Origin of the sequence: Ruegeria sp. HKCCA0235A (assembly GCF_013033235.1) — a bacterium.
Taxonomy (GTDB): Bacteria; Pseudomonadota; Alphaproteobacteria; order Rhodobacterales; family Rhodobacteraceae; genus Ruegeria.
On the sequence record NZ_WQDQ01000022.1, the window covers coordinates 1 to 16,425 of the forward strand.

The window sequence follows — 16,425 nt, forward strand, 5'->3', positions numbered from 1 at the left end:
TGATCGAACAATGGAGGAGACACTACAACACAAAGCGGCCCCACAGTGCACTGGGCTATCGCCCGCCAGCGCCCGAAGCCATCATACCAATGGATCGCAGGCCGACAATGCAATAACAATCAATTTGGACCAGTCAGATGAGGCTGCTCACCTTGAAGGTGGCACTTTGCAAACTCAGCATTGAAGTAACGCACCAATGGCTGCTAAGTGAGCAACCTTCCCACGCGGACGCAGTTCAAAAGTAGGTGGGTGCTCGTCGGCAGTTTACGCTTTGAACCGGAATTTGTTCTTGGCTTCATGCAGTTTCTTTGCGGCTCGCTGAGGATCCGCCTTAATGCTCTCTGCGAGCTTGCTCTAACACTGTCGATAGAATCACTAAGCTCATTTTCCTGAATGCCTTCAAGTGCGGCCAATGTAACTCCAAGACCTGCCAATTGCGTCGTTATCAACCTAATATGCCGATAGCGATGCGCGCGCTTAACGCTTGTGGTGTCGATGTGGCTGCGCATTTCCAGTAGGTCATCCTCGGATGATCCAGCAACCAAGCCCTACATTGTATGGTTAGACCACCGCGCGTGGTTTCCATCGTCAAGATCAGGCTCGCAGTATCGTACCTTCTTTAAAGCCTCGGCAATGGCATCGCCGAACAAGGCATCGAACTGGGACCACGTCCTGATCTGCCAACGATCTATGGCAAGCTGTTCCCCGCAACGCGCCACACGCAGCTTTGAGACGCATCAGAAGGGTCAAATGGGGGTGTAAATACGGACATCGTCCAAGCCCGCCGACTTACGTATGCGCCGCCGCGATTTTTACAGGTCATTTCGCGGTCCACTGTCAGAAGCGCTTAATTTTATACATGGATTTCCCGGTTGACGAGGCAATTCCATCAGGATGTCATGGGCTTCTCTCGGTAGAGGAATGCGGCGGCGTCCGGTCTTGCTGCCCTGCAATTCCAGATGGTGCGACTAACATAGCCCCAGCGCAGCGTCAGAATCTCGCTGATGCGACACCCGGTGTAAATCAGCAGCAATAGTGCCGACACTCCGTCCCGCTTCCGGCGATAAATCTGAATGCCAGAAGACCAAAAGCATCTAGTCGGACACTAGGAAGACGTGACGCTCATGGTTGTTAGGTCATTGAAAATCAGGAAGTGGTATAGGGTAGTTGTGACCGAAGGGTCCTGACAATGCGTGATCTGGTCTTTGAGAATCGATTCCCCGACTGAATCACCGGCGTGGTTGCGGTCACGCGACGACGGCAATTTGGTAGAAAGAAGTCATCCAACAGAATTGGTCAGATGACTGCAACGAGCCCGAAGTAAACGGATGCTGCGCTCCGCACAAACGACGGCAACGCGCAAAAAGTTGATCTTGCAAAGAACAGCGTGCGGCCACTGCCGGCGTTACCAGCGAGCAGACGCGGTGGCATCAGAACGGGTTTGATTTGTACTGCAACAGAGCCAGAAGGGGTCCTCACGCTTTGGACGTTTCCGAGCCATTGGAACTGGTTGCCGACGTGTTCCGTGGGAATCGAAATTGCTCAAAACCAGCTTTGTCGCAATACTAGCTTCACTATTCAGCGCTGAACCAGATCGGCGATGTGTAAGCACGGTCCTGGACTTCTGCGGGAACCGCCTCGGGCAGCGGTATATCGTAGAAAGCTGCGTCTATCGTCGTCCATCGCGGCTTTGGAATTTCGATCACTCTCACGTAGTAAAACGCGTTGTTGTTCGGGTCAAAATCTGGGTCTTGCCAATAACCGGCGAGTTCCACAGAACCGATTGAGTTGCTGTATGTCGCGTTTTCAATGTCTACCGTCGAGCCTACTGGTTCGTGTGCACGGCCATCCTCTCCAATCTCTCGGCCATCGGAGACGGCCACGTCGAAGACCCGCTCATGAGTTACGCCACTCTCGTCGATCCAGCCTTTGATAATTTGGACTCGGTCGAGGTTCGCGCCGTCTGGGTCGCGCAGCGCCCGGATCAGGAATCTGGGAGAAACCCCATTCGGCGCGTTCCTAAGGTCTCCGCCCATCGGCACGCCGTTCTTATACCCGTTGGAAACAAAATCCGAGGCGTACAGATCATCGGCATCAAAATTCCAGCCGCCAAAGACCCGGACTCGCATTCGCGGCCCGGTCGTAGCGTAGGCCTCTTTACGCTTGATTGCTCCGTGGACTTCCTCGCGGGTGTTTTCGCGCGCCCAAACAGCGGTGAGGCCTGCAGCCGATTCTTGCGCCGTAAGGATACGCAATGCCGGGTCTTCGGCCGGGATTACATCAAAGTTGTGACGGTTCGCTGAAGGCTCTGTGTGTTGGTACTTACCAAAGTAGTTGTCTTCCCGCGTGGTTGGGAGCGCGGTGTGCGTGTCCGTCGTGCCGTAGAAGCCGAACTTGAATGGGTTAACGCCTGTCTCCCGCTGAACTTCGAGCCCGACCTTCAAGGCAGAGCGCCCATACTCGTAGCGCAACATTTCAGGGGTCTTTGCGACGGTGCCCGAGATATTCGCAACGTCCCAGGTTTCGAAATCCGCAAACTCATCATCAGGTGACAGGAATGGGTGCGTTTCCTCGTCCCCCTTGATCTGGGTTACCTCATGCATCGGCTCCCAACGAACGCGTTTGGCGGCGTATTCCGCGTCCATAGGTGTGCCGTCGAATTTCGTAGGCGCGAACATTATTCCATTGGATATATTTCCGTTATGGGGAACAGATACTGCGCTTCCACCCGTCTCTTCTTCGTACGCAGCCAGATAGTCCCACAACGGCTCAGGGTCTTCGCTTTCAAAATAGGTAAATGGGCGGGTTCGACCGGTCTTATCGGCGCCGTCTCCGAAGATCACCACCCGGTGGAGATTGTTACCTCTCGGAGTTGATGTCCACTCGTACCCAGCCAATGATGTGAAAACGCCGGGTTCGTAGTGTTCGTCGACCGTTTCCACGATTTTTTGCCAAAGGTCACCGTCCAAATCCAATCCAGCGGTCGGGTCTCGCCCTTCGATTGATGCGATTTCGATGATATCAGCGAACGCCTCCATCCGACCTTCTTGCCCGGAATTGAACCTTTCGTAGGTCAAACGACCCCACTCGTCAGCCAAAAGCCGAGGGTCAGCTGCTCGAACGGCGGTCGCAAGTCCCAACATTTCCGCGTGTTCAGTAATCGCGAGGAAATCGAGGGGCCTAATGAGTTGAACAGGTTGTCCGGTGTTTGAAGTTATCCTCTCACCGCGGGCCACGCGGAAGGCGTCGTGGACGTTCAGAGAAGTCCCAACAAGCCCTGCGTCGAATGAGATTTCAGTGTGGAAGTGAAGATCACCAAATAGAACCTGATCAGGATAAGATCGGTCGACAAACGGAGAGTAGGTCTGTGCAGGAACCACCTTATCTGGAGGTACTTCGCCTTCAAAGCCAACTGCTTGCGTTCCTAATGAAAGCGCCAAGGCGGTTGCAGCATGCAACATAATCGTGGGTTCAAAATGAGTTTTCATGACTGCCCCCCAGACAAAAAACCAAAGTAAAAGTGTATGATAAAACATGCATAAAATCAAATATTCAAGTGAGTGGGGTCCGCCGCCCCCCATCCGCGCGCGTGGACCTGTCCAAGACTCGTTTTTGAAGGACCGCTTTGGGCTGATTGCGGTACTTTGGAGCAAGAATGCAGATGGATGCAGAGTCCGCATATCAGACTTGAAAGCACTTGAACCGCTGGTTCAGGAGTGGCAACCCGAAAGGGAACCAGCGTCACTTAGGAAACGTCATATGAAAAACCTTATTCTAACGTGTTGCTTTGGAGCTATTTCCCTAGGTTTCACAGCGTTTCCGTTGGCTGCACAGCCGCGGCTAGGTTGGGCGTATCAAGTTGATGGGCTTGCCGCATTTCAAGGGGATGCGGATTTGAGCGGCGGTGGCGAGTTCTCTGCAAGTCGAACATTTCTTCGTGCGACCGCACTCTACAACCTGGACGGAGGAAATTCAGTTGGGCTTTCCACCAGCTTTGGCAAACTGGATTATCGCTTCAGCCAATCGAACAACCAGCCATGGGAAAACATCCGTGACCTCCGCGTCGCTGTTCCTGTGCGGCTTCGAGTGAGTGATACAGCAACAGTTTTTGTGTCGCCACAGATCAGATGGGACTATCAAAGCGGGGCCTCCTCATCCGAAGGAAGAACCCATGGTATTTTTGCAGGAATTGCTTGGCAACTGAGCGAGCGCTTGACGATAGGTCCGGCCTTTGGTGCGTTTTCTCAATTTGACGAAAGCGGTACAGATTTTTTTCCAGCCCTGCTGATCGACTGGGACATAAACGATCGCTGGAACTTGAATACTGGCTCTGGTGTAGGAGCGACGCAAGGTCCCGGACTGACACTGAGTTACGCGTTGAATGACACCTTGGACATTTCGTTGACCGCGCGCTCGGAAAGGATTCGATTCAGGTTGGATGGGGATGGCCTTGCCCCGAATGGTGTGGGTGAGGATAAAAGTATCCCTGTAGTTCTATCTGTTGGGTACAACCCGAACCCTGGGGTTTCATTAAGTGTCTTTGCTGGCGCAGAATTTGACGGCCGCCTGACGCTAGATGATGCGAATGGATTGGAAATTAGTCGTCAGAGTTATGAAACAGCGCCATTGGTTGGGCTGGCGTTCAGAGTCAGGTTCTGACCACAGCATTGAGCCAGTTTGCCAGTTGTGTACGGAGTTTTTCTCGCGGCTGAGTTCACGCGTCTAATTTGTCCACGATAGGGGGCGTTCATCCCAAGTGCAGCGAACGGCTGCAACGAGCCCAAACCAGCAGATTGCTGCACCTACTTCGAATGTCCGCTTCCGGACTGCCGCCCAGGGTAAAGAAACAGACTATCTCGATAATGCGGCGAACGGCATCAAAGTCCACCTTACAAAGTGGCAACGCTATTGGAGTGCTTTAGTCAATGCAGAGACCAGCGCGTTCGGATCTTCCTCCATGCGGGGGAGAAGTACTGTTCTCACGACGTCGTTCAATGCCCTATCCGCTCGGGCAGCGGCTGGGTCATCGTGATCGACGAAGACTTCGAATGCTTCAGTGGCGGCTAAGACTGCGCCCGGCACATGCGCCACGCCCTGTAGCAATGCGCTAATGCCCAAATGTTCCACTTGGTTGCTATTGGTAGGGGGGCCGACGAACGCGGGATTGAACCCGTCAACTCCCCAAACCTGGCTCGCGGTTAGGCCTTCGCCCGTTGCATATTGATGGATGTGCGGCACACTAAAGTGGCCGATGTAGCCGTGGCTCCACAGGGGGCGGTGCGTTAAGGGATTGTACCTGCTTGTGCCTGATAACAGAGCTTGCCAGATCAACAGAGTGGCCTGTCCCTCTGTCTTGGCATGGCGTTCACGCTCTGCTCGCGCACTCTCTGGCAGCGTTTCGACATAGTTACGGGAAAGCGGCAGCAGCGCCAATGCGCCTTCCAATGCATTGGGCTTGCGCTCGAGAAAAGCCGCGTAAGCATCAGATAGAAGTGCGACGTGAATTGCTCCGGCATCTGATGCCATTGCTTCGGTGAGTGTGTATACAGTCCAGCCCGCCTCACGAAGCGCTGGCGTGCTCACATCCCAAAGCGTCGGCGGCAAGGCTTGACCGCGATCCGCGCTGACTGCCGACAATTCGCCTATGGCATCGGCATACGCGCTCAGTGTAGCTGCGTCGACCTTGTCGGCTTCCAGCCGAGCCAGGTGGTCATCGACGCCGAGATCGCTTAGCAGACCGGTCGGGTGAAGGCCGACTGCCAGAAGGCGTTGCTCCAACTCTGATGCGTTCAGGAGCGCCGGTTCAGGCGGTACTGCCTCCGCCAAGTCTCTGAGTGTTTCAATCCGTAAAAAAGGGCGAGATACAAGCCAGGTCGTGCCCGCCGCTATAAGAAGAGCAGCCGCTAGCCAGAGAAACGCTGACCGCTTCATAAAGTCTCCGACCCGCGCCACGTTTTTGCAAAAGACGGCAAGGGTCTTGTCCTATTCCTGCGCCAGATAATCTTCAAAACCCTTCACCGCGCCGTCAATGATCGTGCAGTTACCAGCTGCGCGCACTGTTGGGTCGTCCCAATACACATTCCAGAAAACGACGATACTTTGATCGTTCAAAATGCCCGGAAATACGGAAATCGCGGCGTTTGGCAGGTCAGCATATTTGGGTACATCCCACAAATAGTCGTGGCACAGTTGAAGCGCGTCAGTCGTTTGACGATCAAATGCATGGGCAGACGATGCAAAGCCAACCGCCAAAATCGTTGCTGTGATCAGGGCCTTCATTGGAGTCTCCATTTGCTTACGCAGTCTTCAATTCTCGACACTATGCAAGCTGCCGTCCGGCATCAAATACGGTAGCCTTAGATCCGAGACGCATGTGCTATCGATGCCTGCCCCGGGGTTTTCCAGAAACGCTTCACCAATATCGCGGGCGCATTGGCTGAAAACAAGGGCCCCGTGCCCTGTTTCCGGGAACAGGAACGACTGACTGTTGTGCAAAGTGTCTGCCGCTAGCCCACCCCAGGAAGATGCGGTCTGTGTGTCAATCTCACCAGACAGGACCAGTACCGCGATGTCGGAAAGCACGGGTTCAAGATAGTTGTCTCGAGGTATTGGTGTGAACTCACTGCAATCTGCAAATAGGCTCGGAATTTCAGCTAGAGCCGCTGTCATCAATGGACCGTAGCCCAACTCTGCTACCAAAGCGCCAAATCCCGCCGCTGAGTTGAAACCGTCCACAAAATCTTCCTGGCAAGCGTAGAGCAATAGCTCGAATTCACCCTCCATAATGGTTTGCAAAGCTGCGTTATCTGTTGCGATCAAGTTGAAAACGCGCTCGACATCTTCGGGGCCGAGCAAAGCGATCAATGAGGCCAACCGTCCTGCTGTCGCTTCATTGAAATGGGCGCGGACTAGGTCCAGCAACGCTCCAGCACGCGGCGTTTCAAACCGTAGGTTTAGATAGTCTTGCGCAAACGCCAAACGATCCGCTCGATCAGGCAACCCGGCCAGAGCATCTTCAAGAGCATCGTCAAAGAACTCTCCCAAGGAGGCCGGTTCTAGATCTCGGTCGCGATCCGCTTCAAGTTGCTCCAAAGCCGAGGACGCAGTGTCGGAAGCAATTTCCATTTGCGACATGGCGTTGATTGCAGCTTGCGCCAGAGCCTTTTCATCGGCGCTCAGGTCCAACGTACCCGCCAACAACGTTTCTGCGGAGGGCTGGGGTGGAAGGTCACCGTTGATGATTTGTGTGATGAGGTCGACCGTTCCGTCCTCAAGCTCTCTGACCAGTGCGGGCGCGTAAGTGGTGAAGCCCCGGATCGTTGGGTCGGACCAATCGTTTCTGCCGGAAAAAATGCTGAAAAGCATTTGCCCGGATATCTCGATCCCCGCAGCCTCCAATGGACGTGCCTCTAAGTCTTCAAGGAGGTTAAAATACCGCTGCGTTATATCGGGATACGCCTCCGCACAGACAGGATCCGCTTCACACGGTGCAAACGTATTAAAAATGGCCTCGGTGTGTGGGACGAACAGAGTGTCGTAAAGCGCGATTTGGGGTGGGGCGACGCTGTCTAAAACGACCGCACGCACACCCGCTGGCGCAGAGCGCATGACTTCTAGCGCGAGCTTGGTGCCATATGAAACGCCATAAATGTTGTACTCAGCGTAGCCAAGAGCCGACATAACAGCTCGCACATCTAAAGCATTTTGGGTCGTGTTGAACTGCGGAAGATCGAAGCCTCGTTCGGTCAATTCCGAAATGCAGTCGCGAACAAGTGCCGTCTCCAGCTGAGGTAGGTCAGCCCCGCCCAACTGATCGACGATTGGCTCCAGATTTTTTGCCAGAGTCCCGAAGCAATCCATATCCGGGGCACTTGCATCGACGCCGCGTTGATCGAACGCCACGACGTCCCTTCGCCCCCGCAAATGGTCAAAAAACAGACTGAGCGAGCGCACAGATTCAACTGAACCGCCGCCCGGTCCCCCGTGAAGGTAGACAACCGGGTCTGCCACGGGTGCCAGCGAATGAGCCTTGAAAACGATGAAGCTCAGGTCCAGGGTCCTGCTTTGAGCATCTCTGTGGTCCTCAGGTACTGCCACGATACCGCAGATTACAGTTTCTCCGTCAATCTCATCAGGGACCACGGGGCGCGAGCACGGAGTGATTTCGACCGGATAGCGCGTGTCGGCTCCACCCACGAATTGAGCTTCAAAAGCCGTCGGATCAGAAGGCTCTCCAAGCAAAGCAGACAGGACGGCAAATATTTGTTCGGGATTCATGGTCACACCACATGAGGCTGTTGATTTTTCTATAACCTTAGATCAGTGGACTGCATTTGCGAAGCGATTGAGAGTTGTCCTTCCGTCGCTTCAAATCCAAACACTACGGATTGAGAGGTTGTGTCAGAGCATCTTTGCAAAGGGCACCACCCTGTAGAATCCGGAGATCGAAAACTAAACAACCAACGACAGCTTTGTCAGCATTTCGGAAGTCACCTTGCTTGGAATTGAAGGTCTGCTTTGGGCTCAGAGCAGTCGTTCGCTTCACTTGGCATGAACGGCCACTTTGCGGACAAAGCCACCATTTGATCAATGACCGCTTTCCAGAAGTGCGCTTCGTTCGCGGGCTTAGCGTATTTGTTGGATCGTTTGAAAGCTGCGGGGGCCGTATCAGCCCATATCCGAAACGCCCGTGAGAAGCCTGTTGAGTCGGTATGGCCGAGTCTTTACGCTTTTCGCGGCGTTGAAGTCCCACGGAAAAACGCCGGATATCCGAAGCGAGCCAACGCCTGCAGTAAGTTGGGACTTGCGTCGTCGCTTATGAATCTTGGAGCGGTAATCTTTAGCTTAACGATCAGTCAGAGTTGCATATCTGATTGCGTTTCTTGAATTCATTCGGAGTCATCCCGGTCCATCGCTTGAAACTCCTGTGAAAACTGGGTTGGTCCAGAAGCCCAACACTTTCACCAATTTCTTTTATCGAAAGTTGGCTGTTTACAAGCAATGTCTTCGCTCGCTTCGCCCGACATCTTTCCAGTTCTGCTTTGAAGCTTGTACCATTGGCTCGGAAGGTGCGTTTCAAACGGTCGGGGCTTTGCGAATACAACTCGGCAAACCAGTTTAGGGTGGCAGGTTGCTTGTCGAGATGCAGTTCAAGCAAATCGCGGGTTTGCTGAAGAAAGTCGTCGGCGCCTGTGACGTTCTCCGGGAGATTCTGGCTTTGCCCACCCCCGGACCGAAGCAGCAACCAGTTCGCTGGAAACTCGATGCGAGCGCCCAAGCGATTGGTCTGGCGTACCGAAATCTCCTTTTTCTGCCAATCAGGTATGCAATCAGGTTTGCAAACCCAGAAATGTAGCTTTTTGGAATCCCAGTCGGGACCGCAGACGGATCGAACTAGTCGAACCATAAATCCCAGATAATAGCCGTCGACTTGGCCAGGTGGAGAAGATGGCTTGAATGTGCGTTTTGCATCTAACCTGGCGACATGACCGTCGGTCTCGAGATTGTAGGTCGCCATGGACGAAATCCTGCCCACGTCCACAACTAGCGATATCAAAAGGTCACCGAGCGACGCGCTTTGAGTTTCAAGGATCGACAGGTTGGGCAATGTCTTGAGAGCCGCATTCGCACCGACGTCAAACCCCAAATGCGGGTTACTCAATGCCTTCGCGAAATTGTCGATCAGATCGTACCAATGCTGCCCTGCCATGAACGCTTCGCCGCGCTGCACGTCCTTCAGACTGAGGCCGGATGGCTCAAGAAATTTGTCAACTTCAAGGCCATGGCTGAGGGCAAGGGACACAAAAGGTTGCGCCATCGAGCATTCAACAGTTGGGAGTTTCATTTGTCGACCCGAACACTCACAGTTTAATTTTTTCATTCGCATTTTCGAGCATTTTTTTATGCATTTCAACCACAATGCTAATGACAGTCTGAGCGCCACACGCAAAGATACAATCGTGCAGAGCAGTGCATTGCCACGAAGGAACTCCAAAATGTTCAAAAGTTTAACGGTCGCCACTTTTCTTTCAGCGGTCGCAACATATTCATTTGCTCAAGAGGAAAGCTTTCCGATCCTCTTCACCAACGTGCATGTCTTTGACGGCGTGAACGAAGAGCGGATCGAAAATGCCAATGTTCTGGTGGTTGACAACCTGATTGCCGAAGTTTCGACCGAGCCTCTGGCTGTAGCGAATGTCCAGATCATCGACGGCGGTGGGCGCACGTTGATGCCGGGTATGCATGACCAGCACGTGCATCTTACAGTATTCAATCCGCTCAGCGACGGGTTACGCCAGAATATCACGCCCTTTCATCTTGGCGGCGTCGCCACGATCCGGTCCCAGCGCATTCTCATGAACGGGTTCACAACCGTGCGCGACCTTGGAGGACCGGCCAAATCCATCGCCCGCATAATTGACACCGGAATGTTTCCGGGCCCACGTATCTATTCCTCGGAAGCGTTTATCACCCAGACATCCGGCCATGCTGATTTCCGCAAACTAAACGACCGGCATCCCACATTGTCGGGTCAGGGGCCGTCGCATTGGGTCGAAACGGACATGAGCTTTATCGCCGACGGACCTGAGCAAATCCGAATGGCTGTGCGTGAAAACCTGCGTCGCGGGGCAACCCAGATCAAGATCATGGTCAGCGGCGGGGTTACGTCAGAGTTCGATCCGCTGCACTCACTTCAGTATCAGGCTGACGAGATTCAGATGGCGGTCAAAACGGCCGCGCAGTGGGGCACCTATGTCACCTGCCATGTGTTCACCGAACAGGCGATCCGCAACTGCATCGACAATGGTGCCAAGACGATTGAACACATCCCGTTCCTAACCAAGGAGGCTGCCGAGATCATGGTCGAAAAGCAGATCATGTTCGCGACGGCGGTGGCCCCGGTCTACTCGGTGACCACCGAACAAGCGGAAGCCTTTTACACGCCAGCGTCCTTCGTGAAATGGAAAAGTGTGCGGGATGCTGCGGCCAATATGATCGAAGTGATCCAGACGACGCCGGGCATGATTGATCTCTACACACTGGGCACAGACCTTGTGAACAACTGGGATCAGACGCTTGAGCAGGACAAGAAGATGAACGACGAAATCGGATATCTGCACGAAGCGGGTTTCAGCGCATATGACATTCTGCGCATCGCAACGTCGAACGGCGCCCGCATGAACCAACTGACCGGCTTGAACAACCCGTATCAAGACGGCCCCCTCGGCGTGGTCGAGGAAGGTGCCTATGCCGATCTTCTGCTGGTCGATGGCAACCCGCTGGAGGACATCCTGCTGCTGGCCGAGCCGGACGCCAATCTGAAAATCATCATGAAAAACGGCGTGATTTACAAGAATACACTCGATTGAGTGTCGCGCGGGGTGAATTAACCTCGGCACCCCGCGCACCCCGATAGCGGAAGGGAAAGGAAGCCTATGAAATACCTCGGCAAATCTACAATGATGGCGAGCGCACTGGCTCTCACAACAAGCGCGGCTTTTGCACAAGAGGCCACAGGTGACATCCCCCCTGTTACACTCTTCAAGAATGTGATGGTTTTTGATGGAGTGAATGACGGACTCAAGGACGTCGACGTGCTCGTGGTAGGCAACAAGATTCACAAGATTGACGCTGACATTCCTGAGGGCGGGAAGTGGGAAGTCGATGTGCGCACCGGGGGATCCAAGCGGTTGCCTGATCCAGTCGGCGGCATCGACGGCTACTCCTTCACCGTTCAAACGGAACGCGGCATCGAGACCAAAGAAGTGGATGTGACCGTCATTGACGGAGACGGTCGTACGCTCATGCCTGGACTTATCGACAGCCATGTGCATGTGAACATGTACAAGAACGGGACTATCCCGGGGCTTCAGGACACCACATGGGAAGAGATTGGCGCACGTGCTGCCGCATTCGCGCAGGAAATGTTGGCGATGGGCTTTACAACGGTTCGCGATATGTGCGGCGCTCATGGTGGGCTGAGAGCGGTTATTGATGAAGGATCACTTCCCGGCCCAAGAATTTATTCCTCCGGCGCATGCCTTAGCCAAACGGGCGGACACGGCGACTGGGGTATCGCTGGTCAGCGCAAGAACGAGAGCAATCTTGAGCGACTGGAGATCACCAGATTGGTGGACGGGCCCGCCGAGGTGCTTCAGGGTGCGAGGAGGAATTTTGCTTTAGGGGCAAACTATCTCAAGATCATGGTCAGCGGTGGCGTGACATCGATCAAGGACCCGATATATCAGTCTGCTTTCACAAACGAAGAGATTTCTGCTGCAGTAGAGGTTGCAGGCGATGTGGACTCATACGTCGCTATGCACGTATTTATGGACAGCGACCTGTCCCGTGCGCTCGATCTTGGTGTCAAAGTGGTAGACCACGGCCTGACCATTACCGAACCGACGATGCAGAAGCTGGTCGAAAAAGAGGCGTTCTTTTCGCCCAACCTGACTGCGCTTGCGCCCGAAGCTCTGGAACACCCGATGCATCAGGACCCGACTTTCCCGCCGACGGCGAAGTTTCTGTGGTTGCGGGAAAACAGCAAGCAGCTGATGGATCTTGTAAAAAAATACAAGCCGAAGATGGTGTTCGATTCCGATTACGTGCTTCTCACGGGTGTCCCTTATCGCCAGTCAATGGATTTTACGAAGGCGTTTGTCGCGCGTGAGTTTGGCAACCTCTGGGCATTGCAGATGATGACCTCAAATGGTGGCGAACTGGCGGCGCTGACCGGGCGAGGAAACCCTTACCCTGAAGGCAAGCTTGGTGTGATCGAAGAAGGCGCCTACGCCGACATTCTGATCGTAGACGGGAACCCACTTGAAGACATCTCGGCCATCGGCGCGGTGGACACATGGTTTGATGCGCCGCCACGCGGGCAGGATGTCCCAAGCATTCGAATGATCATGAAAGACGGCGTGATCTACAAGAACACGCTGGAGTGATAAGCAGAGGTTTTTTGTACTCTGCCTATGCCTGCGCCGGATCGCGCCTTTTTTGGCGCGAGCATCCAAACAGTAGCCTGTTTCGTCTCGCCGCAGGCTCAGCATTGAAAGGACGCACAATGAAACATCTTATGCTGGGCGCTCTTCTGGCGGGATACGCCACATTGGTCAATGCAGAAGACAGCCAAAACATGCGCACATTTCTCTTCATCGGCACGTCCAACAGTGCCGCGTGGGAAATGCAGATCGCAAATCCAGGTGATCGCGCAGCTAGCGTCAAAGGTGGAATTGAGGCGCTTGGCGGGGAGCTTCTCAGTTACTACTGGGGCCTCGGAAACGGGAAAAACTACATCACCGTTTCGCTACCTGACGATCCCACGTTCATTCAGGCGTTTTACGTCAGCCGTCTTGGGGATGGGCTGCTCGATGACTACCAGATGATCGAACTGATGAGCAGCGCGGACATGGCCGAAGCGTTGTCCCGCGTACCTGAGATCAAAGCGCAGGATGATCTGAAGTAACGGGTCGTGAAAAAGGAGATGAAAGCATGAAAAAGGTTACCAAACTTGCTCTTGCAGCGGTGGTTTTGAGCGGTCCGGTTTTTGCACAAGCACCGCCAAGCGAAGAGGAAATCGCCGCGCGTATCGAGAAACTTGTGGAAATGGCTGATCCCCGCGGGGATGAGGCGAGGCAGGGCGATTTGGCATATCGGGAGCGGTATGTCGACGCCCTAATGATCGATGCGCTTGCGGTCGGCTCGCCCGGGTTCGAGAGTATCGACTTCCTGCTCAAGGATTGGGAGAGCCTTGCCAATCATTACGAGGAGTATGGATACGCTGCGTTCAGCACAACGATATCCAACGGCTCCGAAGGTGCTCTCGCCGTTCTCGAACGGATTGATGTCATGAAGGCGTGGATTGACGAAAACTCTGACCGTTTCACGCTGGCGACGACAGTTCAGGATTTGATTGATGCCAAGGAGGCAGGCGTTGTTGCTGTGATGCTGAACTCGCAAAGCATGGATATGCTCGACGAGGATATCGCGAACGTTCAGCGCTATTGGGATCTCGGAATCCGCCAGATGAATTTTTCGTACAATCAAACCGGCCCCTATTCTGCTGGTATGGTCGACAATGACCCCTTGGCGAGTGACATGGGCGTTACCGAGCTGGGCGCAGCTGTGGTCGCCGAGATGAACCGTGTTGGCATGATCGTCGATTGCTCACACTCTTCATGGGAAACTTGCATAGAAGCAGCAGAGCTTACCACCAAGCCGATGATGATTTCGCATAGCAACTCGTACGCGTTGTACGAGAACCTTCGAAATGTATCGGATGAAGCAATCCGAGCCGTCGCTGCTACCGGTGGCGTTGTATGCGTGAATTTCCTTGGTGGCTTTCTGAATGGGCAAGTTCAGGCTACGCCGGAGGCCATTGCCAAGCATATCAACTACATCGGTCAACTTGTCGGAAAACAGGCAACCTGCTTCGGCGTCGATTATGTCGAGAACTATGCCGTCGCACTTGGTCCAATTATTGGGAATCCCGAAAAGTACCCGCCGGAACAGGGATATGGTCTGCCAACTCAGATGGCCCCGCCCGCCGACGCATGGGCGGTTTCCCGAGTTCTGGAGGAACAGCACGGTTGGAGCGAGAGCGAAATCCGCGGATTGATGGGTGGCAATCTGATGCGCCTTTATGAAGCGAATTGGGGAGAGTAGGTCGCTTTGAAAATATGCCGCGCACGGGCCGGTTGATTCGTGAATGACCCGCTGCCGCCCTAAACGAAGGACGAGTATGACCAAGAAGCACATCAAAATAGTTGCTTTCTTATTTGCCGGTGCCATCGCTTCGGGCGCGTCAGCCCAAGAAAACAGCACGGTACGGCAGTTGGAGGCGGCTGCCACCGCATCGCTTGGGGGGCCAGCGTCGGCTCAGGCGCAATTAGAGCAGGACAGGCTCCGGCGTCTTGAGGATTCCAGATTGCCGGGGCTGGATCGGTTTTTCGATCCCCTCGAACAGTCGCGCGAGGCTTTTGCCAAACGCACTGGGTTGAATTTGTCCTTCGACTACCAAGCGCTCTACCAGAAGTCTTCAGACAGCCTGAGTGGCACCGACGAGGCCGCTTCGGGGCAGGCGCGGATCATTGGCAACTGGGAATTGCTGAATCGTGGGACCGACAATGCAGGCAGTTTCGTCTGTATCCTCGAAAACCGTCATCGTTTGGGCACGGATATCGCGCCGGGCAGTCTCGCGGGCGAAATTGGGTATCTCGGTGTCACGGCAACGACATTCAGCGACACGGACTCTACACTGTCGGTCGCGTATTGGTCGCAGGCCCTGTCCGGGATCAACGGAGGCTTCGTGGCCGGTCGCATTGACCCCGGCGACTATTCCGATATCCTTGGCTACGTGAACCCGCGCACGACTTTTTCGAATTTTTCAATTCTGTTCAGTCCAGTCCTTCCCATTCCCGATCCTGGCTTTGGCGTTGCTGGCGGAGGTTACTTTACAGATCAGATCTATGCGCTTGGCTTGGTCAGCGATGCCAATGGATCATTGACGGATGTAGACTGGTTTCCCGGCGGTTCGGAGTTTTTCACCTACGGTGAGATCGGCTGGACGCCTGCCAGAGACCAGCGATACCTCACCAATGTTCATCTCGGTGTATTCCATGTGGATGACAGAGATGACGCTGGTGTGCCCAGCAGTCACGGAGCGATGCTGTCAGGCAATGTGACCCTTGACGAAAGCATTATGCTGTTCGGTCGCCTTGGCTGGTCCGACGGCGATGCCCCGATTGCCAGACGTGCGGTCAACGCCGGGGTCATGTGGCGCCCCGGGTTTTATGACGACTTGATCGGGTTTGGCGTGACGGTCGCCGACCCATCCGATCAAAACCTTGACACGCAAACCACCGTCGAAGCGTTTTATCGCTTAGATATTTCCGACAACCTCGCGCTTACGGCAGATGTCCAGTATCTGAACAATCCCGGCTTCACCGATGATGATCCTCTGGTGTTCGGGCTGAGGTTGAGATTCAACTTATAAGACAGAAAAAACACGAAACCTCATCCTCATACTTGGTATTCTGTAGGCCAGCTTCCGCTGATTAACCCGCCCGTCAAGTCAATGCAGAGTTGCAGGCTAATTATGATTGGAAGGCTTCTCTGACAAAGTTGAAAACTCCGTTTTCGAGAAGCTTGTCACAGTTTTAGCAACACAGGTTCGCGTTGAAAGCCGAATGTAGCGTAACTCCCTTTCGAAACCCGGTGCTCAAAACCACAACCGTAGCCCGAGTTCAGTGAGAGAGAGGGCAAAGCAGACGTTCGCAACCTATCCTCCAGCGGCAAGTTTGGGCTGCGAGCGGCCACCGATGCGAAAAGCGGCGAATGGCCGTACCGAGCCCAAAGCAGTCAATCGTTTGACTTTTTTGAGCATTTCACAAAACTCACCGTGTATCACAATTGGGTGTACTC

The 16,425-nt window shown here is 54.1% G+C and carries 12 protein-coding genes; 7 read left to right on the forward strand and 5 right to left on the reverse strand.

Annotated elements, in window-relative coordinates:
- A partial coding sequence (locus GOW56_RS21355; RefSeq protein WP_171207127.1) for an integrase core domain-containing protein occupies nucleotides 1-116 on the forward strand: 116 nt, incomplete at its 5' end.
- 1,458 nt (nucleotides 117-1,574) lie between these two features.
- Here GOW56_RS21355 and GOW56_RS21360 read toward each other — a convergent pair.
- Complete coding sequence (locus GOW56_RS21360) at nucleotides 1,575-3,488, reverse strand: DUF3604 domain-containing protein (RefSeq protein ID WP_171207128.1); 1,914 nt, start codon at nucleotides 3,486-3,488, stop codon at nucleotides 1,575-1,577.
- A 271-nt stretch (nucleotides 3,489-3,759) separates the two neighbouring features.
- Between GOW56_RS21360 and GOW56_RS21365 the strand changes: the two genes are divergently transcribed.
- On the forward strand, nucleotides 3,760-4,659 hold the full coding sequence (locus GOW56_RS21365) for a hypothetical protein (protein WP_254447280.1): 900 nt from the start codon (nucleotides 3,760-3,762) through the stop codon (nucleotides 4,657-4,659).
- 246 nt (nucleotides 4,660-4,905) lie between these two features.
- Here GOW56_RS21365 and GOW56_RS21370 read toward each other — a convergent pair whose 3' ends face one another.
- The 4 genes from GOW56_RS21370 to GOW56_RS21385 all read right to left on the reverse strand — a co-directional run bounded on the left by GOW56_RS21370 (nucleotide 4,906) and on the right by GOW56_RS21385 (nucleotide 9,880).
- Nucleotides 4,906-5,931: a hypothetical protein gene (locus tag GOW56_RS21370; protein WP_171116952.1), complete on the reverse strand. Its 1,026-nt coding sequence runs from the start codon at nucleotides 5,929-5,931 to the stop codon at nucleotides 4,906-4,908.
- 51 nt (nucleotides 5,932-5,982) lie between these two features.
- A complete protein-coding gene (locus GOW56_RS21375; RefSeq protein WP_170660744.1) occupies nucleotides 5,983-6,279 on the reverse strand; it encodes a hypothetical protein in 297 nt (98 codons plus the stop codon).
- Nucleotides 6,280-6,306: 27 nt separating this feature from the next.
- Nucleotides 6,307-8,277: an alpha/beta hydrolase gene (locus GOW56_RS21380; protein ID WP_171116954.1), complete on the reverse strand. Its 1,971-nt coding sequence runs from the start codon at nucleotides 8,275-8,277 to the stop codon at nucleotides 6,307-6,309.
- 574 nt (nucleotides 8,278-8,851) lie between these two features.
- Nucleotides 8,852-9,880, reverse strand: coding sequence for an AraC family transcriptional regulator (locus GOW56_RS21385; RefSeq protein ID WP_171172446.1), 1,029 nt, complete (start codon nucleotides 9,878-9,880; stop codon nucleotides 8,852-8,854).
- A 115-nt stretch (nucleotides 9,881-9,995) separates the two neighbouring features.
- On the opposite strand from GOW56_RS21385, the gene GOW56_RS21390 reads away from it, so the two are divergent.
- The 5 genes from GOW56_RS21390 to GOW56_RS21410 all read left to right on the forward strand — a co-directional run bounded on the left by GOW56_RS21390 (nucleotide 9,996) and on the right by GOW56_RS21410 (nucleotide 15,997).
- Nucleotides 9,996-11,369, forward strand: a complete 1,374-nt coding sequence (locus tag GOW56_RS21390) for an amidohydrolase family protein (RefSeq protein WP_170568146.1) — start codon at nucleotides 9,996-9,998, stop codon at nucleotides 11,367-11,369.
- A 66-nt stretch (nucleotides 11,370-11,435) separates the two neighbouring features.
- Nucleotides 11,436-12,947 (forward strand): amidohydrolase family protein, encoded by a 1,512-nt coding sequence (locus tag GOW56_RS21395; protein ID WP_171207130.1) that lies wholly within the window; start codon nucleotides 11,436-11,438, stop codon nucleotides 12,945-12,947.
- Nucleotides 12,948-13,066: 119 nt separating this feature from the next.
- Nucleotides 13,067-13,468 (forward strand): hypothetical protein, encoded by a 402-nt coding sequence (locus GOW56_RS21400; protein WP_170568148.1) that lies wholly within the window; start codon nucleotides 13,067-13,069, stop codon nucleotides 13,466-13,468.
- Between the two features lie 26 nt (nucleotides 13,469-13,494).
- Complete coding sequence (locus GOW56_RS21405; protein WP_170568149.1) at nucleotides 13,495-14,667, forward strand: dipeptidase; 1,173 nt, start codon at nucleotides 13,495-13,497, stop codon at nucleotides 14,665-14,667.
- 76 nt (nucleotides 14,668-14,743) lie between these two features.
- The gene (locus GOW56_RS21410; RefSeq protein WP_171207131.1) at nucleotides 14,744-15,997 is read left to right on the forward strand and encodes a carbohydrate porin; all 1,254 of its coding nucleotides are present in this window, start codon (nucleotides 14,744-14,746) and stop codon (nucleotides 15,995-15,997) included.
- The last annotated feature ends 428 nt before the right edge of the window (nucleotides 15,998-16,425 follow it).